The organism is Oceanisphaera avium (genome assembly GCF_002157875.1).
GTDB lineage: Bacteria > Pseudomonadota > Gammaproteobacteria > Enterobacterales > Aeromonadaceae > Oceanimonas > Oceanimonas avium.
The window spans coordinates 2043645-2061794 of sequence record NZ_CP021376.1; the positions used below are offsets into that span (position 1 = coordinate 2043645).

An 18150-nucleotide genomic window follows, 5' to 3' on the forward strand; every position below is an offset into this window, starting at 1 on the left:
CATTAAGCCTAGTCGAAAGCCTGAGCGAGACCGCCAACGGCTCATTTTTATGATAATCTTAGCGCTCGAATAAAGAAGGAATGCGGGATGTCATTAGCCGGAAAACGTATTTTAATTGGCATAAGCGGTGGCATTGCCGCTTATAAGAGTGCAGATTTGGTACGACGCTTAAAAGAGCGCCACGCTCAAGTGCGAGTGGTGATGACCGACTCGGCAAAGGCATTTATTACGCCTCTCACCCTACAAGCCGTCTCTGGCGAGCCCGTATCAGATGCGTTATTGGATGCCAGTGCTGAAGCCGGCATGGGCCATATTGAGCTGGCTAAGTGGGCAGACTTAATTCTTATTGCTCCGGCTACCGCTAATATGCTCGCTAAGCTGGCTGCAGGCTTGGCTGATGACTTACTAAGCACCTTGTGCTTGGCCACGCCGGCGCTAGTAGCGATTGCACCCGCGATGAATCAGCAAATGTATGCTCATGCCGCAACCCAACATAACCTTAAGGTGTTAGCCGAGCGTGGAGTACAGATCTGGGGACCAGGCCAAGGTGCCCAAGCCTGTGGCGATATGGGTTCAGGGCGCATGCTAGAGCCCCTAGAATTAGTAGCCTTAGTAGAAAAACTCAGCTTAAGCTCGAACCAAACAAGTGTAGTGGGCAACCTTAAGCCACTGGCGGGCTTAAAGTTAATGCTTACCGCTGGCCCCACCCGAGAAGCACTGGATCCGGTGCGCTTTTTATCCAATCACAGCTCCGGCAAGATGGGCTTTGCGCTGGCAGAAGCGGCGGTGCAGCTAGGAGCCAGCGTGACCTTAGTCAGTGGGCCGGTAGCGTTAAGTACCCCCTCTGGCGTTAAGCGCATTGATGTTGAAAGTGCTACGCAAATGCAAGCGGCGGTGATGGAGGATATTGATGAGCAACATATTTTTATTGCCTGCGCCGCCGTTGCCGACTACGCCCCCAAGGTGATAGCTGAACATAAAATAAAAAAAACCAGTAGCGATACCTTGATCATAGAACTGGTAAAAAATCCCGATATAGTAGCGGGGGTAGCGGCACTGGAAAATAAACCGTTTACCGTCGGTTTTGCCGCTGAAACGCAAGATCTAGAAATCTATGCTCGCGATAAACTCAGCCGCAAAAATTTAGACATGATAGCCGCCAATAATGTGGCGCTCGCAGGTCAGGGATTTAATAGTGATAATAATGCACTGAGCGTATTTTGGCCCAACGGTCAGCAAGCGCTAACGCTGGCACCTAAACATGAACTGGCACACCATCTTCTTACTTTAATAGCAGACCGATATTATGACTCCCATTGAACTAAAAATTCTTGACTCTAGAGTAGGCGCTGAGTTTCCTTTGCCGCAATACGCTACTCCAGGCTCTGCCGGTTTAGACTTACGCGCCTGTTTAGATGCGCCGTTAACCTTAGCACCCGGTGAAACCCAACTGCTGCCCACCGGCATGGCCATTCATATTAAAGACCCTGCTTTATGCGCCACTATCTTGCCCCGCTCTGGGTTAGGTCATAAACACGGCATAGTGTTAGGAAATTTGGTGGGCTTAATTGACTCGGATTATCAAGGTCAGCTGATGGTGTCATGCTGGAATAGAGGCCACAGTACTTTCACTATTGAGCCTGGCGAGCGCATAGCACAACTGGTTATCTTACCGATAGTACAAGCTCAATTTACGGTAGTAGAAGAGTTTGCCCAAAGTGAACGCGGAGCAGGTGGCTTTGGCTCTTCTGGTCGTCAATAATCGAGTAACACAGCCATGACTACAGCTCAACCAAAAGTAAATCGTCGCGAACAAATCTTACAAGCGCTGGCCCATATGCTGGAAACGAGTCCAGGACAACGCATCACTACCGCTAAACTGGCTGGCGAAGTGGGCGTATCGGAAGCGGCCTTATATCGGCATTTTCCCAGCAAGGCTCGGATGTTTGAGGGATTAATCGACTTTATTGAAGACACCTTGTTTTCACGAATTAATTTAATTTTGCAAGATGAAAAAGATAGCACCTTAAGGCTACGCTATATATTGCAGTTAATTCTCGGCTTTTGTGAGCGCAATCCTGGCATCACGCGACTATTAAATGGCGATGCTTTACAGGGTGAACATGAGCGTTTACTGGCGCGCATTAATCAATTATTTGAGCGCTTAGATACCCAGTTTAAACAGATCATGCGTGAGCGTAAGCTATATGAAGGCGAAGGCTTTATTGAAGATGAAAAAGTGCTCGCCAATTTGCTACTCGCCTATATTGAAGGGCGGATTAATCAATATGTGCGCAGTCAGTTTCGCATTAAACCGACCCTGTACTTTGATAGTCAGTGGCAACTGTTGTTATTACAACTGGCTCCTACCACAAGCCTGACCCCCTAAAAAAACCAGGCCTTATCTCATCGCTCTTTTATAAGCGAAAGAAATGGCGGGTGAACACCATGCATTCGCTTTTTTAAAGCGAGAGAGAATATTCAAGTCCATCGCTCAGGCGAGGCGCTCAAGGTAAACAGTGACCAGACGGGTAGTGATGAAAAATAAACTCATGCTAGTGCGCCTCACACTTAGCTGTTAAATACTAAAATTACTCATAACGCATGGTGAAAAATGTAATACCGACCTTGCTCTGCGTGCACATTAATTTTTAGCATTGTTTAACTCGGGGTAGCTTTATCTTGATGGCGTACGCATCCGTTTCCCAAGAAATAAACGCCCATTTAAAGCCTTCGCCGCCGCGAGCGGCGCGCTGTGGATGGGCGTGATACCAATCAGACAGACGTGCTTGCTCTTGGTCTGTTAATTCTCCTAAGGAAGAGCTCGCCTTGGCTAAAAACTCAGCAAAACTCTTGGTGCCTGCTAATCGCCCACGCGCTTCTATATAATCCAGTCGAGGCTGGCGCCCCATCTGATAGAGAATATTTAAAATATAAATATAATCGGGTTGCGGATAGACCTTGCGCCCCAGCGCCGTTAAAAGCTCAGCACTCATAAAAGAGCCGCCCACTAAATTGGTTAAATAGACACGCTTTCTCGCCTTACTATCCAGTTTGTGTAGAGCATCGGCCATGTCCATTACTGCAGTGGAGCGTGAGGCCACCACCACATCACACATTGGAATATCTTGCCAATCCTCCTCCCAAGCACGCTCAATAGTGAGGACATTATCCAGTTGTCGAGCTTTTGCATTCGCCCTAAAGGCACTTAGCATGCCCGCACTATAATCTACCCCTATCACTTGCTCTAGCTGCGGGGCGAGCGCTAAGCCAATGGCGCCACTGCCACAGCCCATATCAAGTAGGCTGCGACATGCTGTTAAGTCCATGTTAGCGATAAATGCGCGGCTATAAGGGCTCTCTATAGGCTCATTGTGCAGATTAGCCGCTCTTTTATCCCACACCGAGGTCGGCTTTTCTCGCCCACCGGCAGCCTTCATCTGTAGCTGGTATAAATGACCAAAATTAATCGCATTAAGGGGCATAGTTAACCTTATATTTAGCAGAGGCAATAAAACGACTAATGTTCAATAATACGTAACAAGAAGCAAATTCCTTGCCGTTTTAGGTGCTCTATAGAGATCACAACTTAGCATACGCATCGCCTATACTGGATTGCTTACCCCGCTATTGCTTCATATAATCAAGCATACTGAGTATTGGCTTAGTGCTTATTTAGCCGCCCTCACTCTGCCCATCAAAAAGGCACGATATGCTATGAATACACAATCTAAGCAATTACAAAAACTACTCCTTTTTCAGCTTGCTGGTAGTCGGCTATTTGGTTTAGGCACCCTTAAAATCCGTGAAATAATGCCGCTGCCTCATCTTACTAAGCTTCCTAGTAGCCAAAGTACAGTGATCGGTACCGCCACCTTTAGAGGGGCGGCCGTGCCGGTAATCGATATGGCTGCAGCCATTGGCTATAAGCCATTAACGAAAGAAGAGCGCGCCACGGCTTCGGTAATTATTACCGATGTTAATCGCAAAGAGATTGGCTTTTTGGTGCGCAAGGTGCAGCGCATCGTTGAAACTGATTGGAAAGATGTGTCGCCCCCCCTAAAGCCTTAGGTAAAAATGCCTTTATTACGGGGCTAGTGACCATAGAGGATGAATTAATTCAATTACTCGACTTAGAGCTGCTCTTAGCTAAAGTTTATCCAGAGTCGTTGAACAGTAAAGATGTCCTACTCAATGATATGGAAGTAGAAACGCTACGGGGGCTGTCTATCTTATTAGTAGATGACTCTGTAGTGGCGCGCAAGCAACTCAGTGATGTATTAGATAGAAAGAATATTGAATACCAAGTTACTCACGATGGCAGTGACGCCATGGCACGTATTTTAAGCGCTCAAGAAAGTGGTAGGCCCATTGATATTTTAGTGAGCGATATTGAAATGCCAGGACTCGATGGCTATGAGCTCGCCTTTAAAATTCGCAATCACCCGGGGCTTCATCAGCCTTGGATTATTCTGCACTCTTCACTAAGCAGTGAAATGAGTGTTAGCTATGCCGAGCAAGTAGGAGCAAATCGCGCGCTTACCAAGTTTGATGCTCATGAGTTGCTGCATACTATGCTGGCAGCGGCGGCAGGCCGCGCACTAGACTCATAATAAGATAAAAAAAGTGAACAGCCATAAAGCACTGTTCACTTTTTAACAAGCACAGTATTTATGGCGACTTAAATACCGTATTGCTGGCGATAAGCTTGCACTTTCGCTAAGTGCTGTGCCATAGCGGGTTGCTCGCTTAAATACGCCACTAAATCGGCAAGCGTAATAATAGCGGTTACCTGTGCACTATAATCTCGCTCTACCTCTTGAATAGCCGATAACTCACCTTTGCCCTTTTCTTGACGATCCAGTGCAATTAACACACCCGCCAACTGAGCGCCATTTGCATCAATAATATCCATGGACTCGCGGATCGCGGTGCCGGCAGTGATCACATCATCCACTAACATAATGCGTCCTTGCAGCGGACTGCCCACTAAATTGCCTCCTTCGCCGTGATCTTTTGCTTCTTTGCGGTTAAAGCAATAAGGAACATCTTGACCATGTAGTTCTGCTAATTGCACAGCTGTCGCACTGGCAATAGGAATACCTTTGTAAGCGGGGCCAAATAACACATCGTACTGAATTTTTGAGTCCACTAAGGCAGCGGCATAAAAGCGACCTAAGCGGGCTAGATCACGCCCGCTATTAAATAAACCGGCATTAAAAAAATAGGGGCTAATACGGCCGGACTTTAAGGTGAACTCACCAAACTTAAGCACCTCTTTGCTCATAGCAAATTCAATAAACTCACGTTGATACGCTTTCATCAATGTTCTCTCTTAGTGGAGTATTTAGTGGGTGAACAACATGCTTATCACCCACATTACAGAATATTTTTCTCGCCAAGTCCGAGTGAAAGCTGAGGGGTAAGGAGAGAGCAGTAAACACACAGCCTATAACGCGCTCTTATGGTGTAACTCCTCACACTTCACCCTTACGGTTTTTAGCCCGCTATCGCTTGGCGCTGAATTGCCACTAGCTCATCAATCGATTTTCGTGCCAAAGCCAGCATGGCTAATAATTGTTCATGAGTGAACGGCGCCCCTTCGGCTGTGCCCTGCACTTCTATCATATTGCCTTCAGCCGTCATCACCACATTCATATCGGTTTGAGCACTCACGTCTTCGGTATATTCCAAGTCAGAGACGGCTTGGCCCTCTACCATCCCCACTGAAATAGCCGCGACCAGCGTTTTCATAGGATCATCTTTGATCATACCTTGGCTTTTCATCCAAGTGAGCGCTTGAGCGAGCGCCACACAAGCGCCGGTAATGGCTGCGGTGCGCGTGCCGCCATCGGCTTGGATGACATCACAATCTACTACTATGGTGTATTCGCCCAGCTTATTTAAGTCTATGGCGGCGCGCAATGAGCGAGCAATTAAGCGCTGAATTTCCATAGTACGGCCGCCTTGCTTACCACTGGCGGCCTCGCGATTCATGCGACTATGAGTTGAGCGCGGCAGCATGCCATATTCTGCCGTCACCCAGCCTTGGCCTTTGCCGCGCAAAAAACGGGGCACGCCTTTTTCAACCGAGGCGGTACATAACACCTTGGTATGACCAAACTCTACCAACACCGAGCCTTCTGCATGGCGCGTATAATGAGAAGTGAGGGTGACGGGGCGTATTTCATCAACCGCGCGCCCGCAGGCTCGTGTAGACATGGGATTCTCCGAAAGAGGCAGCGGTGTTAACACCAATTGAATTTAAGGCGTCATTATAAAGAAACTCGCCCTGCATTGCATGCGCTCACCGTTGCCGCAAGGGGTGGGGAATGGCACACTGAGCGCTTGCCTAAAGCTAAACTTACGCACCATTAATAGTGAGAGCCACATGATCCACAGCATGACCGCCTACGCGCGACACGAATTTAAACAAGACTGGGGGACGGCCGTTTGGGAAATCCGCTCTGTTAATCAGCGCTACCTCGAAACTTACACCCGTTTACCAGAGCAGTTTCGCAGTCTTGAGCCCTTAGTACGCGAAAAACTGCGCGCGAGTTTACAGCGTGGCAAAGTGGAGTGTGGCTTACGTTTTGAGTCTAATTTGGCCAGCCAAGGTCAGCTGCAAATGAATAAGCCGTTAGCTAAGCAGCTGATTGATGGTGCCGAATGGGTAATAAGTACTGCCGGCCAAGGTACTTTAAATCCACTCGATATTTTACGCTGGCCCGGCGTAATGGAAGCGCAAGCCCAAGACATGGATGCACTTAGCAATGAGCTGATGGCGTGTCTAGATAAAGTGGTGGCGGACTTTTTAGAAGCGCGCGCCAGTGAGGGCAATAAGCTAAAAGAATTAATTGAGCTACGCTTAAGCGGCATAGCGCAAGAAGTCGATCAAGTGAAAGCCGACATGCCCACTATTATGGCATGGCAGCGCCAACGCTTATTAGATCGCTTTGAAGAAGCTAAAATTGAGCTAGAACCGCAGCGCGTTGAGCAAGAAATGGTGCTGTTAGCCCAAAAAGTAGATGTCGCTGAAGAGCTAGATCGCTTAGTGACGCATATCGGTGAGACTCGTAAAATTCTCAAAAAAGGTGGGGCCTGCGGCCGGCGCTTAGATTTTATGATGCAAGAGTTTAACCGCGAGTCTAATACGCTCGGCTCAAAGTCCATTAGTACTGACATCACTAACTCAGCCGTTGAGATGAAAGTCTTAATTGAGCAAATGCGCGAGCAAATTCAAAATATCGAGTAATAGATGACTCGCTTTTAAAAGCCTCCTATTGCTAGCAATAGGAGGCTTTTTTTAACTTAGCATTGGGGATTTATCGCTTCTCGCTCACTCTGAGAGCCAATAATAGGGAAGCACTCTAAGCATACGCAGCTATATCTGAGCTCACTAAAGCACCACTGTGTTGGCGATTAGCAAGATGCTCAGGGCGCGGTGCTTGTCCACAAAAAGGCGTGGTGAGCCGATTATGCACGCTGTTATAAACAAAGAATAAATTGCTTCGCGGCCACGGAGACAGATTGGCGTTAGAAGCATGCAAAGTATTGCACTCAAATAAAATTAATGAGCCCGACGGACCCGTTGGCATACTAATGCCCCCTTGATTTGCCAAGTTATTTAGTGCTTGTTCACTTGGCACCCCGACTTGTTGTTTTTGTAACGAAGAGCGGTAGTTATTGGTAGGGGTGGGACCGACACAGGGCACAAAGTAATGATGTGAGCCCGGAATTAGCATTAAAGAGCCATTAACTTGAGTATTTGGCGTAAGCGCAATAGAGCAACTGAGCGCGCGCATGCGAGGCATACCATCTTCTGTGTGCCAGGTTTCAAAATCAGAATGCCAATCAAATCCTTTACCATAAAAAGCCGGTTTTACATTAATTCGCGACTGATGAATATAAACCTCGCTACCTAAGAGTTGCTCGACCATAGCTAACAAGCGCGGCTCGCGGGTGAGCTCATCAAAGCGCGGGTTATGTTTATGAATATCAAAGATAGAGCGAATATTAGCCTGCTGTGCTTCTTTTATAACAAGCTCATTAGGCAGTTGCTGAGGATGCTGTTGGTAGTGTTGTAAGTCTTGTTGGAAGTCTTGAACTTGCTGTTCATCTAAAAAATCTTTGATGACTAAAAAACCATCGCGCTCATATTGCGCTAATTCGGTGGACGTGAGCGGTCCTGTACTCTGGCTGCCATAAACAATGGGATCGAGTCTTTTAAAAGGAGCTAAGGTGTGGCTTAAGCGGCTAGGGTAACAGTCGTCAGTACACATCGTCATTATTCATCTCCTTGTTACAGATAATTAAGCAGTGATTATGAAAAGTGTAATATTTAGAGGGTTTATTAAACGCGTAAAACTACCTTTTCAACCATAGCGCCTATCCTTACAATCTCAAGTTGCACACAGCCCCGCTCACTATTTAAGCTAAAAGCGCAATTTTTAGGCGGTTTATAGATAACCGTCACCTCAGAAATTTCTTTTTAACTCTCAAATAAGTCGATTTTTCGCGGTTATTGGTATTTCTTTACCGTTAATGAAGGCTTTTTCGGGACGGTTGACTCTGAACGGCTAAGCCTCCTAAGTAGGCAAGCATAGCTGGCTATTAATTGCTTAATTTCATAGCTAGCAACCACTTAGCTATAATCTTTATAAATTTAGCCCACGCTATTAGAGACCTCAACTAGGCAAACAACTCGGTTTTACCGAGTATTAACTCAGGAATAATCTGTTAGAACCGATGGGATAATCTAGATCATAATGGAATTTGCGTGGAGGGCACTTCCGCAGCAAGCTATAGTTATTTTTTGATTGGCCGTTGTCTTTACAGCGGCCATTTTTTTATGGCGCACATTCTGGTAAGATTTGCCGCCCTTGGTTCCAGCCCAGCTCGGCGCTGGCAGATAACCCCGAACGGGCATAACACTATGGCGCACTGCGGTACCTTATTTATTATTTCTTCTCCTAGTGGCGCAGGCAAATCTAGCCTGATCCGTGCCCTGCTCGATCGCCCCAGCGTGGACGGTATGCTGCAGGTCTCTGTCTCTCATACGACGCGTTGCGCACGCCCCGGCGAGATAGACGGCATTCATTATCACTTTATTAAACCCGCCCAATTTGAAAGCTTAATTGAGCGCGGTGCTTTTTATGAATGGGCACAAGTGTTTGACAATTATTACGGCACTTCGCGAGAGTGGATTGATCAACAACTTGAAAAAGGCATCGATATTTTGCTCGATATCGACTGGCAGGGAGCACGCCAAATTCGTGCCCAATCTCCCAGTGCTAAGTCTATTTTTGTGTTGCCGCCCAGTAGAGTTGAGCTAGAGCGGCGTTTAAATGCTCGCCAGCAAGATACGCCCGAGGTAATAAAGGGTAGAATGGACAAAGCAGTGTCAGAAATGTCACATTATGATGAATATGACTACTTGCTGGTTAATGATAACTTTGATCATGCCCTTAATCGTCTCAGTGCCATTATTGAAGCTGAACGAGCCAGTACCGAAAAACAAGCGATCCGCTTTCAGCCCTTGCTAAATGCATTGCTGGCAGAATAAGCTGGGATCGAGTAGAATTTTGCACCTTTTTTAATCATTGGAGTCCATTATGGCACGCGTTACTGTTGAAGATGCTGTTGAGCAGGTAGGCAATCGCTTTGATTTAGTGTTGGTTGCTTCTCGTCGCGCTCGCCAACTGGCCACCCAGGGCAAAGACGCACTGGTACCACTTGAGAACGATAAACCGACGGTTATTGCACTGCGTGAAATTGAGCAAGGCTTAGTCAACCATGCAATGATGGATATGCAAGACCGCCAAGAGCAGCAAGAAACCGATGCTGCTGAACTAGCAGCGGTTGCCGCTATTGCCGAAGGTCGTTTACTCTAAGCGCGGCCTAGCGCCCAGCACTCACTGGGCGCTCAGTTTAAGTCTGCATCTATGTAGCTACATGAGCGGAGTATATATTGTATCTATTTGAATCTCTTAAAGAGCTAGCCTCCAGTTATCTTCCTCCCGAACAAATAGAGCAGCTCACTGCCGCCTATTTGGTAGCAAGAGACGCGCATCAGGGGCAAACTCGGTCCAGTGGCGAGCCCTACATCACCCACCCGGTGGCGGTGGCGCGCATTCTGGCAGAGATGCATTTGGATCATGAAACGCTCATGGCAGCCCTGCTGCATGATGTTATTGAAGACACCGCTACCACTAAAGCGGCCCTCGCCGAGCAATTTGGTATAGCGGTAGCCGAATTAGTGGAAGGGGTGTCTAAGCTTGATAAAATTAAGTTTAGAGATCACAAAGAAGCGCAGACTGAAAACTTTCGCAAGATGGTGTTAGCCATGACCCAAGATATTCGGGTCATTCTAATTAAGCTCGCCGACCGTACCCATAATATGCGCACCCTTGGCGCATTACGCCCCGATAAACGCCGCCGCATTGCCCGCGAAACCCTTGAAATTCACGCCCCTATTGCTAATCGCCTCGGCATTCACAGCATTAAAAATGAGCTGGAAGAGCTAGGCTTAGAAGCGCTCTACCCCATGCGTACTCGCGTATTGCGCTCCTCGGTAAAGCGCGCTCGAGGCAATCGTCGTGAAATTATTCAATCTATCTTTGAAGAAGTGAGTGGTCGTCTAGACGATGCACACATTGAAGCTAAGGTGATGGGGCGAGAAAAAAACATGTTCTCCATCTATAACAAGATGGTAAAAAAAGAACTGCAATTTCACGAAGTCATGGATATTTATGCGTTTCGCGTTATCGTCAAAGACATAGATACCTGTTACCGAGTGCTTGGTCAAATGCATACCTTGTATAAGCCACGTCCGGGACGCTTTAAAGACTATATCGCTATTCCTAAAACCAACGGCTACCAGTCTTTGCACACTTCCTTAGTGGGCCCTCATGGCTTGCCAGTAGAAGTACAAATTCGTACCGAATATATGGATCAAATGGCGGATAAGGGCGTAGCGGCACATTGGGCTTATAAAAACGACAGCGAGCGATCTAACACCACAGCCCAAGTGCGGGCCGAGCAATGGATGCAAAGCTTATTAGAGCTACAGCAAAGTGCCGGCTCCTCCTTTGAGTTTATCGAAGGTGTTAAAACCGATCTCTTCCCCGATGAAATTTATGTCTTTACGCCCGAGGGGCGAATTTTAGAGCTGCCCTCGGGCGCGACTGCCGTGGACTTTGCATATGCCGTTCATACCGACATTGGCCATGCCTGTGTAGGGGCGCGTGTTGATCGCCAACCTTATTCACTGAGCCAGCGTTTGCACTCGGGGCAAACAATTGAAATTATTACCGCTCCTAGCGCCCGCCCCAATGCGGCTTGGCTAAACTTTGTAGTGACCTCACGCGCGCGCACTAAAATTCGCCAGTTCTTAAAGAATCTGCGCACCGAAGAGTCGGTATTATTAGGAAAGCGCTTACTGAACCACGCCTTGGGTGCCAAAAATCTTGAAGATATCGCGCCCGAGCGCATAGCGCAGGTGTTAAAAGATACTAAGCACACTGCTATCAATGGTTTGCTGGCCGATATTGGCCTAGGCAATGCCATGAGTGTGGTAATTGCACGGCGTTTATTAGCCGATGCAAACGAAACGCAAATTGAGCCTAGCAAAGCCTTTAAGAAGATGCCGATTCGCGGTGCCGACGACATGCTATTAAATTTTGCTAATTGTTGTCGCCCTATCCCCGGCGATCCCATAGTGGCCCACATCAGCCCAGGCCGAGGCTTAGTGGTGCATTTGGAGTCGTGCAAAAACATTCGCGGCTACAATAAAGAACAAGAAAAATACCTGCCTGTCCAGTGGGACATGGAGCAAGATTTTGGTTTTGAATTTAAAACCGAAATTGGTATCGAGCTGGTGAATCAACATGGTGCATTAGCCGCCTTAGCAAACGTTATTGCAGCGACCGGTGCCAATATCCATAATATTGCCACCGAAGAGAAAGATGGCCGCGTTTATTTAGTGGAGCTGCTAATCACCACTAAGAGCCGAGTGCATTTGGCTAATATTATGCGAAAAATCCGCGTCACCCCCAATGTGTTAAAGGTATTTAGACTGCGTAAGTAATTAGCGTGAGCGCTATGGCTAACTGCCACTCTAATAGCAATTTTTTCGTTGATTGATTGGAGCCTATTATGCTCAACCGCCTGCTGCTGCTCGGGAGCTATTTATTTATGAATCTCGCCCTCGCCTCCCCGCAATTAACGACCACCGAGCAACTGGCAGAGCTAGGCTTAACCGGCTTAACAAACAAGTGGCAAGCACAAAGCGTTGAAGGGCATTTTAGTGGCTTTGATGGCTTAACTCTGCCTTATGCCAAGCTAGTCCATGCCCGCCATCAAAAAGCCATTGTACTAGTCAATGGGCGCACCGAGAGCTATTTAAAATACCAAGAGCTGGCTCTCGACCTCTTCCATAATGGTTATAACGTCTATCTCTACGATCATCGAGGCCAAGGATTAGCGCCCCGTCAATTAGCTAACCCCTATTTAGGCTATGTAGAAAGCTTTGATGACTATGTCCAAGATCTTGAGCAGTTTGTACAACAAGTGGTGCTAGAAGCGCCAGTGGAACAACTGTATTTATTATCTCATTCTATGGGCGGCACCGTAGCAGCGCTTTGGCTTAGCGAAACCCACGTGCGCCTACAAGCGGCGGCGTTAGCCTCACCCATGATCGGCATTTACTTTAAGCCACTTCCTAAATGGTTAGTTAGTGCCTTATTGAGCGTCTTTAATAAAGGCTGCGCTTGGCTAGATAAACCCGCTTGTTACGCCCCAGGGCAAAAAGATTATCAAGCACTGCCTTTTAAAGACAATGTGCTGACGCACAGCGAGCTGCGCTACCAATTACTAGTAGAGCTCTATCATCGCCACCCTCAAATACAATTAGGCGGCGTGAGTACGCACTGGCTCGAAGAAGCCATGCATGCCGGCGAGCAAGCCATAGCAAAAGCCCCGCGCATCACGACCCCCGTTTTAGTGTTACAAGCAGGCAAAGATGTAGTGGTAGATAACAAGGCACAAGATGCATTTTGCAACGCCTTGCCAGCATGTGCTGGCGGCCAACCCAAGCGGATTAACACGGCGGCCCATGAGCTATTTTTAGAGCGCGATAATGCCCGCCGTCCTGCCTTAGAAGCCGTATTATCTTTCTTTGCCCAGCATCCTCCTAAGCTCACAGTTAATCCCTCTTAATTAACATCAAAGAATGGGCGCAGGTTAAGTTTGCTTTGATATTTTGCCGCAGACAGTTTACAACAAGGCTCATTATTTATAATCGCGCTTATCTTGCTCTGGAGTGTGTTATGACTCATTTTGTTCGCGGTGTGGCCATTAGTTTATGCATTAGTTTTGCGCTGAGCGCTTGTAGCACTCCCCCACTGACTCCGGCGCCCGTTAAGGCCGCCACTGTAAAAACACCTCAGCCTGTCGCGCCTAAACCTTATGAAAATGGCGTGATCAGCGTGCCTACCAGCCCAGTACAAACGCTACCGAGCGATTGGTAATGAAGGAACTGAAACTTTATATTGGCATTATGTCAGGTACCAGTTTAGATGGCATAGATGCAGTATTAATGGCCACAAACGGTACTCAGGTTGAGCTAAAAGAACGCTGCCATCACGCCTTTGCTACACCATTGCGCCATCGTTTACTGGCGTGTGCTAATGGCGAGCCACTGAGTGCTAAGTGCTGGGGAGAGCTAGATGTAGCGCTTGGCCAAGCCTACGCTGAGTTAGTGCGACAATTATTACATACAGCAAACACGCCCGCCTCTGAAGTGGCCGCCATTGGTTGCCATGGACAAACAGTATGGCACCAGCCAGATGCACCGCTGCCTTTTTCTGTGCAACTAGGAGATGGTCATCGCTTAGCCGCGCACACCAATATTGTCACTATCAATGATTTTCGCCGTAAAGATCTCGCATTAGGTGGCCAAGGCGCACCTTTAGTGCCCGCTTTTCATCAACAGGTATTAGCGGATGCACAGCGAGTACGGGTAGTCGTCAATATCGGCGGTATTGCTAATCTCACCCTCCTCGATCCTCAACAAGCGGTACTGGGTTTTGATGTGGGCCCGGGGAATATGCTAATGGATGCCTGGTGCCAACAGCAATGGGGTTCCCCTTTTGATGAAGACGCCGCTTTTGGTTTACAGGGGCAGGTAAATCAGGCGCTATTAGCCAGCTTATTAGCCGAGCCCTGGCTGGCTCAAGCGCCACCAAAGAGCACGGGGCGCGAGTTATTTAGTATGGGCTGGTTAGTGCAGCACTTAAGCGCCCAAGCTCAGCCGGTGAATGCCTTTGATGTGCAGGCCACCTTGGCCGAATTTAGCGCGCAGGCGATTGCTGAACAAGTGCAGCTATTAACTATTAGCCAGCAGCCTTTAAGTCCGCAATTACTCGTGTGCGGCGGCGGCGCTCATAATCCGCTATTAATGCAGCGCTTAAGCGCACTGTTACCCCACTGGCATGTAAATACCACCAGCAGCGTGGGCGTGGACGCTGATGCTATGGAAGCGCTCGCTTTTGCTTGGCTGGCTCATCAAACCTTACAAGGTTTACCAGGTAATCTACCCGCGGTTACCGGCGCCAGTCGCCCTGCTATTTTAGGCGCCATCCATTTACCAGGCTAGCACGAGCCTTGGCCAAGAATAAAAACTTAACAGAGCAAAACCTATTTTTGCCACGCAATACATGGAAAATAGCAAATAATATTAGTTATCCGATGTTACCAAACAATACTTTGGCTTTTGCGCGTATGCCGTGGCGAATAGGTTTTATGGAGAATTGATTATGGACTCGACTAAAGTATCGACGTCAGACTTGCTTAACGACTTAGCCAAGCTCGCCTCTGAGGGGCGCAACCCTGAGACACTGAATATTGATAAGCTAGATACGCTAGCACTGGTCACCACCATAAATGCCCAAGACCAACAGGTGCCCTTAGCCGTAAAAAAAGTGCTGCCAGCTATCGCAAACGCCGTCGATGCCATAGAGAGGGCGTTACAAAATAATGGCCGTTTAATTTATATGGGCGCCGGCACCAGTGGGCGCCTTGGAGTATTAGACGCTGCGGAATGTCCGCCCACTTTTAGTGTCTCGCCCGACTTAGTTGTAGCATTAATTGCCGGCGGGCCCGATGCTATGTTTCGTGCCCAAGAAGGGGCAGAAGACAACAGCGCACTGGGGGCAAAGGATTTAGAACTGCTTAACTTAAGTGTACACGATGTAGTGGTCGGCATCGCAGCCAGTGGACGCACGCCCTATGTATTAGGAGGTTTGGCCTATGCTCGCACCCTAGGTGCAACGACAGTAGCACTGGCCTGTAATAGTGGCTCCGCCATCGGAGAGGTCGCCGATATTGCGATAGAGCCAGCGGTCGGTCCCGAAGTCATTACTGGCTCTACGCGCTTAAAATCTGGGACCGCCCAAAAGCTGGTGCTTAATATGCTCAGTACTGCCAGCATGATCCGCATCGGCAAAGTGTATCAAAATTTAATGGTCGATCTGCATGCGAGTAATTATAAGCTTGAAGCGCGCGCCCAGCGTATTGTTATGCAAGCTACGGATGCCACTTCTGCGCAGGCAAAAGCGGCGCTAGTTGCGGCCGATAATCAAGTAAAACTGGCTATCTTAATGCTGTTGTCAGGCTTAGATAAACACGCTGCCCAAGCGCAATTAACACAGCACAATGGCATCCTCAATAGCGCCTTAAATAAAGATTAAATGGAGCGCTAGCCTAGGAAACAGGCGCTTAAGGCTCGGGGTCATCTATAAGCTGAGCCCGTAGCTTTTCTTCGGTTTTTTGATACCAGCTGGTTTTAAGCGCCGTCCACCAGTCGGCAGAGAGCTCGCCGCCAAAATCTTCTATTACGGCAATCACCCGCTCGAGCGTCAGCTGGCTAATATCATACTCAATATCTAGCCATTGCTTTCGCACGACCACCTTCACCACACCAGGCTCAGCGGAAAATTTTTCTGCTAGCAGCTCAATTTGTAGCTGGTTAAGATCCTCTAGCCGCAAATGGCGGCGTACCGGAGTAGGATTGTCAGCATTATCTTGAATCGTCATAATAAAGCCTTATACCTTGCTAGATTTGTTATTATTTTAGATTAAATAGCATAGCAGTCAGTATAAAATCTAGCCGTATGCGCTATTAGCCCGCCGCTCTTTGGGGCGCCAGCGCTACTCATCACTCTTCTTAATTACGCCAGAGGTCTCTATGGTTGCCACTGTTACCCTTCCCGCCACCTCAACTGAAGAGGCTATTTCCTTACCTGCCATTGGCCAAGGCACTTGGTATATGGGGGAAGGATTAGCACCCCGCGCCGATGAAGTGCGAGCGCTACAACAAGGCCTAGACTTAGGGCTAACATTGATTGATACCGCCGAGATGTATGGTGAAGGGGGCGCCGAAGAAGTGGTAGGGCAAGCGCTTAAAGGCCGACGAGAGCAAGCATTTTTAGTCTCTAAGGCCTACCCTTGGAATGCCGGTAAACACAGCGCCATTGCTGCCTGTGAAGCTAGCCTTAAGCGCCTTGGTACTGATCATCTAGATTTATATTTACTCCATTGGCCAGGTAGTGTTCCTCTAGAAGAAACGCTGGCCGCCTTTGAGCAACTACGCAGTGCGGGCAAAATTAAACGTTTTGGTGTGTCGAATTTTGACCTTAATGAGCTACAAGAGTGGCATAACTTAAGCGGGCAAGACACCGCCATCAACCAAGTACTGTATCATCTTGGCTCGCGCGGCATTGAGCACTCACTACGCCCTTGGCAACGTCGCCAACACATCCCCACTATGGGTTACTGCCCACTGGCGCAAGGCGGTAGTTTGCGCCGCGACTTACTAACTAATAGCGAGTTACAGGCGGTGGCTAATGAGCTTAATATCAGCGTGCCCCAGTTATTACTCGCATGGGCGATTCGCCCCATCGACGGTCAACGGGATTTAATCGCCATTCCTAAAGCAGTGCAGCCTCAGCATGTTGTGCAAAATGCCGCAGCACTGAATATTGAGCTCAGCGATGCAGTGTTAGCGCGCTTAGATAAAGCATTTCCAGCACCTACTCGCAAAACTCATTTAGATATTGTGTAACCTGCACTTCACCAAGCGTGCCTACGGGCGCGCTTGGCTTAGACTTCATCCTTTAAGGAGCGCTCATGCCCCCCTTCTTTACTCGCGTGGCTTGGCTTTTTTGCCTGTTAATAAGTAGCGCGCACGCAGCCCCTTACGGACCTTTGCTAGAGGCGCCCGAATTAACGAGTGCCCTTAACACCCATGCCTCATTAACCTTGCTGGATATTCGAAGCAGCGAAGATTATCAAGCAGGTCATATTAACGGTGCTTTATCTGCGCCTTATGCACAGTGGCGAGGCCCTGCAGATAATCCGGGTAAGTTAGCGGAGGTCGCTTATTTTGAGCAACTCCTACAGAAACTGGGGATCACTCAGCACGATGCCATAGTGGTGTACTCTAGTGGCAGCGATCAAACCGACTTTGGCGCCGCCGCACGAGTTTATTGGACACTAAAATACTTAGGACTCACTCAATTAAGTATTCTGAATGGTGGCTATGAATACTGGCAGCGTACCCAAGCTGCTAGCGCACTTAGCTCAGCCCCAGTGAATAACCCGCCATCCAGTAATATTAAGGTGAAGCCGCAACACCAGTGGGTCATATTTAAAGAAGAGCTTCTTAATAAAATTACTCAGCAAGATAGCCAGTATCAACTACTAGATGCTCGGCCCGAGGCGTTTTTTAACGGTGAAGTAAAAGCACCAACCGCCAGTACGCCAGGCACGATAGCTACCGCAAAAAGCCTGCCCTTTGCGCAGTGGTTTAATCAGCAAGATAACCGAATACGGCCGGTAAGCGAAATTAAGGCACTGGTGGGGGCCCAAGGCTTAAATAAGGCCGCGGAAACTGTGTCTTTTTGTAATACCGGCCACTGGGCGGCCACCAACTGGTTTGTGCTCTCTGAGCTGGCCAAGCTGCCCCAAGTACGACTGTATCCCGCTTCCTTAGCGGAGTGGACTCAAGACTCTACTCTCTTACCCATGGATAATACGCCCAGTCGTTTGCAGCAGATCAAAACGAAATTTTCTACTTTGGTAAATGAATAA

At 48.2% G+C, this 18150-nt stretch carries 20 protein-coding genes; 15 read left to right on the forward strand and 5 right to left on the reverse strand.

The features are described 5' to 3' along the window. The first annotated feature begins 87 nt into the window (after positions 1 to 87). From coaBC to slmA, 3 genes are read left to right on the forward strand one after another with little or no spacing between them, the layout of a single operon-like run. On the forward strand, positions 88 to 1320 hold the full coding sequence (gene coaBC, locus CBP12_RS09465; RefSeq protein WP_086964211.1) for a bifunctional phosphopantothenoylcysteine decarboxylase/phosphopantothenate--cysteine ligase CoaBC: 1233 nt from the start codon (positions 88 to 90) through the stop codon (positions 1318 to 1320). After that, a complete protein-coding gene (gene dut / locus CBP12_RS09470) occupies positions 1304 to 1762 on the forward strand; it encodes a dUTP diphosphatase (RefSeq protein WP_086964212.1) in 459 nt (152 codons plus the stop codon). Before coaBC ends, dut begins: the two co-directional genes overlap by 17 nt. Positions 1763 to 1777: 15 nt before the next feature. Beyond that, complete coding sequence (slmA, locus tag CBP12_RS09475) at positions 1778 to 2389, forward strand: nucleoid occlusion factor SlmA (RefSeq protein ID WP_086964213.1); 612 nt, start codon at positions 1778 to 1780, stop codon at positions 2387 to 2389. Positions 2390 to 2651: 262 nt separating this feature from the next. Here slmA and CBP12_RS09480 read toward each other — a convergent pair whose 3' ends face one another. Beyond that, positions 2652 to 3485: a methyltransferase domain-containing protein gene (locus tag CBP12_RS09480; protein WP_086964214.1), complete on the reverse strand. Its 834-nt coding sequence runs from the start codon at positions 3483 to 3485 to the stop codon at positions 2652 to 2654. A 232-nt stretch (positions 3486 to 3717) separates the two neighbouring features. Here CBP12_RS09480 and CBP12_RS13850 point away from each other — a divergent pair, with 232 nt between their 5' ends. Together CBP12_RS13850 and CBP12_RS13855 are read left to right on the forward strand one after the other, a co-directional pair. Continuing rightward, a complete protein-coding gene (locus tag CBP12_RS13850; RefSeq protein ID WP_332454885.1) occupies positions 3718 to 4071 on the forward strand; it encodes a chemotaxis protein CheW in 354 nt (117 codons plus the stop codon). Beyond that, positions 4038 to 4613, forward strand: a complete 576-nt coding sequence (locus tag CBP12_RS13855) for a response regulator (RefSeq protein ID WP_332454886.1) — start codon at positions 4038 to 4040, stop codon at positions 4611 to 4613. The genes CBP12_RS13850 and CBP12_RS13855 overlap by 34 nt, the downstream gene beginning before the upstream one ends. Positions 4614 to 4681: 68 nt before the next feature. Here the strand turns inward: CBP12_RS13855 and pyrE are convergent, their stop codons facing one another. Both pyrE and rph read right to left on the reverse strand, forming a co-directional pair. Beyond that, on the reverse strand, positions 4682 to 5323 hold the full coding sequence (gene pyrE / locus CBP12_RS09490; protein ID WP_086964215.1) for an orotate phosphoribosyltransferase: 642 nt from the start codon (positions 5321 to 5323) through the stop codon (positions 4682 to 4684). Between the two features lie 176 nt (positions 5324 to 5499). Continuing rightward, positions 5500 to 6222: a ribonuclease PH gene (gene rph / locus CBP12_RS09495; RefSeq protein WP_086964216.1), complete on the reverse strand. Its 723-nt coding sequence runs from the start codon at positions 6220 to 6222 to the stop codon at positions 5500 to 5502. Between the two features lie 169 nt (positions 6223 to 6391). Here rph and CBP12_RS09500 point away from each other — a divergent pair, with 169 nt between their 5' ends. Beyond that, on the forward strand, positions 6392 to 7255 hold the full coding sequence (locus tag CBP12_RS09500; RefSeq protein WP_086965512.1) for a YicC/YloC family endoribonuclease: 864 nt from the start codon (positions 6392 to 6394) through the stop codon (positions 7253 to 7255). Between the two features lie 115 nt (positions 7256 to 7370). On the opposite strand, the gene thpD is transcribed toward CBP12_RS09500, so the two are convergent. Continuing rightward, positions 7371 to 8288: an ectoine hydroxylase gene (gene thpD, locus CBP12_RS09505; RefSeq protein ID WP_086964217.1), complete on the reverse strand. Its 918-nt coding sequence runs from the start codon at positions 8286 to 8288 to the stop codon at positions 7371 to 7373. 647 nt (positions 8289 to 8935) lie between these two features. On the opposite strand from thpD, the gene gmk reads away from it, so the two are divergent. The 7 genes from gmk to murQ all read left to right on the forward strand — a co-directional run bounded on the left by gmk (position 8936) and on the right by murQ (position 15749). Further along, positions 8936 to 9565 (forward strand): guanylate kinase, encoded by a 630-nt coding sequence (gene gmk / locus CBP12_RS09510; RefSeq protein ID WP_086965514.1) that lies wholly within the window; start codon positions 8936 to 8938, stop codon positions 9563 to 9565. 49 nt (positions 9566 to 9614) lie between these two features. Further along, positions 9615 to 9893 (forward strand): DNA-directed RNA polymerase subunit omega, encoded by a 279-nt coding sequence (rpoZ, locus tag CBP12_RS09515; RefSeq protein WP_086964218.1) that lies wholly within the window; start codon positions 9615 to 9617, stop codon positions 9891 to 9893. Between the two features lie 77 nt (positions 9894 to 9970). Continuing rightward, positions 9971 to 12088, forward strand: a complete 2118-nt coding sequence (spoT, locus tag CBP12_RS09520; protein ID WP_086964219.1) for a bifunctional GTP diphosphokinase/guanosine-3',5'-bis pyrophosphate 3'-pyrophosphohydrolase — start codon at positions 9971 to 9973, stop codon at positions 12086 to 12088. A gap of 107 nt (positions 12089 to 12195) precedes the next feature. Continuing rightward, positions 12196 to 13218 (forward strand): alpha/beta fold hydrolase, encoded by a 1023-nt coding sequence (locus CBP12_RS09525; RefSeq protein WP_232455049.1) that lies wholly within the window; start codon positions 12196 to 12198, stop codon positions 13216 to 13218. Between the two features lie 110 nt (positions 13219 to 13328). Beyond that, positions 13329 to 13529, forward strand: coding sequence for a hypothetical protein (locus CBP12_RS09530; protein ID WP_086964221.1), 201 nt, complete (start codon positions 13329 to 13331; stop codon positions 13527 to 13529). After that, complete coding sequence (locus CBP12_RS09535; RefSeq protein ID WP_086964222.1) at positions 13529 to 14656, forward strand: anhydro-N-acetylmuramic acid kinase; 1128 nt, start codon at positions 13529 to 13531, stop codon at positions 14654 to 14656. The genes CBP12_RS09530 and CBP12_RS09535 overlap by 1 nt, the downstream gene beginning before the upstream one ends. A 190-nt stretch (positions 14657 to 14846) precedes the next feature. Next, positions 14847 to 15749 (forward strand): N-acetylmuramic acid 6-phosphate etherase, encoded by a 903-nt coding sequence (gene murQ, locus CBP12_RS09540; RefSeq protein ID WP_456299469.1) that lies wholly within the window; start codon positions 14847 to 14849, stop codon positions 15747 to 15749. A gap of 28 nt (positions 15750 to 15777) precedes the next feature. Here the strand turns inward: murQ and CBP12_RS09545 are convergent, their stop codons facing one another. Further along, complete coding sequence (locus CBP12_RS09545) at positions 15778 to 16095, reverse strand: hypothetical protein (protein WP_086964224.1); 318 nt, start codon at positions 16093 to 16095, stop codon at positions 15778 to 15780. Positions 16096 to 16246: 151 nt separating this feature from the next. Here CBP12_RS09545 and CBP12_RS09550 point away from each other — a divergent pair, with 151 nt between their 5' ends. Together CBP12_RS09550 and CBP12_RS09555 are read left to right on the forward strand one after the other, a co-directional pair. After that, the gene (locus CBP12_RS09550; RefSeq protein WP_086964225.1) at positions 16247 to 17122 is read left to right on the forward strand and encodes an aldo/keto reductase; all 876 of its coding nucleotides are present in this window, start codon (positions 16247 to 16249) and stop codon (positions 17120 to 17122) included. Positions 17123 to 17187: 65 nt separating this feature from the next. Then, complete coding sequence (locus tag CBP12_RS09555) at positions 17188 to 18150, forward strand: sulfurtransferase (protein WP_086964226.1); 963 nt, start codon at positions 17188 to 17190, stop codon at positions 18148 to 18150.

What these genes read in the sequence shown, in the direction of transcription:
- coaBC (WP_086964211.1), top strand. Translation starts at nt 88, where the DNA reads ATGTCATTAGCCGGAAAACGTATTTTAATTGGCATAAGCGGTGGCATT.
- slmA (WP_086964213.1), top strand. Translation starts at nt 1,778, where the DNA reads ATGACTACAGCTCAACCAAAAGTAAATCGTCGCGAACAAATCTTACAA.
- CBP12_RS09480 (WP_086964214.1), bottom strand. Translation starts at nt 3,485, where the DNA reads ATGCCCCTTAATGCGATTAATTTTGGTCATTTATACCAGCTACAGATG.
- CBP12_RS13850 (WP_332454885.1), top strand. Translation starts at nt 3,718, where the DNA reads ATGAATACACAATCTAAGCAATTACAAAAACTACTCCTTTTTCAGCTT.
- pyrE (WP_086964215.1), bottom strand. Translation starts at nt 5,323, where the DNA reads ATGAAAGCGTATCAACGTGAGTTTATTGAATTTGCTATGAGCAAAGAG.
- rph (WP_086964216.1), bottom strand. Translation starts at nt 6,222, where the DNA reads ATGTCTACACGAGCCTGCGGGCGCGCGGTTGATGAAATACGCCCCGTC.
- CBP12_RS09500 (WP_086965512.1), top strand. Translation starts at nt 6,392, where the DNA reads ATGATCCACAGCATGACCGCCTACGCGCGACACGAATTTAAACAAGAC.
- thpD (WP_086964217.1), bottom strand. Translation starts at nt 8,288, where the DNA reads ATGACGATGTGTACTGACGACTGTTACCCTAGCCGCTTAAGCCACACC.
- gmk (WP_086965514.1), top strand. Translation starts at nt 8,936, where the DNA reads ATGGCGCACTGCGGTACCTTATTTATTATTTCTTCTCCTAGTGGCGCA.
- rpoZ (WP_086964218.1), top strand. Translation starts at nt 9,615, where the DNA reads ATGGCACGCGTTACTGTTGAAGATGCTGTTGAGCAGGTAGGCAATCGC.
- CBP12_RS09525 (WP_232455049.1), top strand. Translation starts at nt 12,196, where the DNA reads ATGAATCTCGCCCTCGCCTCCCCGCAATTAACGACCACCGAGCAACTG.
- CBP12_RS09530 (WP_086964221.1), top strand. Translation starts at nt 13,329, where the DNA reads ATGACTCATTTTGTTCGCGGTGTGGCCATTAGTTTATGCATTAGTTTT.
- CBP12_RS09535 (WP_086964222.1), top strand. Translation starts at nt 13,529, where the DNA reads ATGAAGGAACTGAAACTTTATATTGGCATTATGTCAGGTACCAGTTTA.
- CBP12_RS09545 (WP_086964224.1), bottom strand. Translation starts at nt 16,095, where the DNA reads ATGACGATTCAAGATAATGCTGACAATCCTACTCCGGTACGCCGCCAT.
- CBP12_RS09550 (WP_086964225.1), top strand. Translation starts at nt 16,247, where the DNA reads ATGGTTGCCACTGTTACCCTTCCCGCCACCTCAACTGAAGAGGCTATT.
- CBP12_RS09555 (WP_086964226.1), top strand. Translation starts at nt 17,188, where the DNA reads ATGCCCCCCTTCTTTACTCGCGTGGCTTGGCTTTTTTGCCTGTTAATA.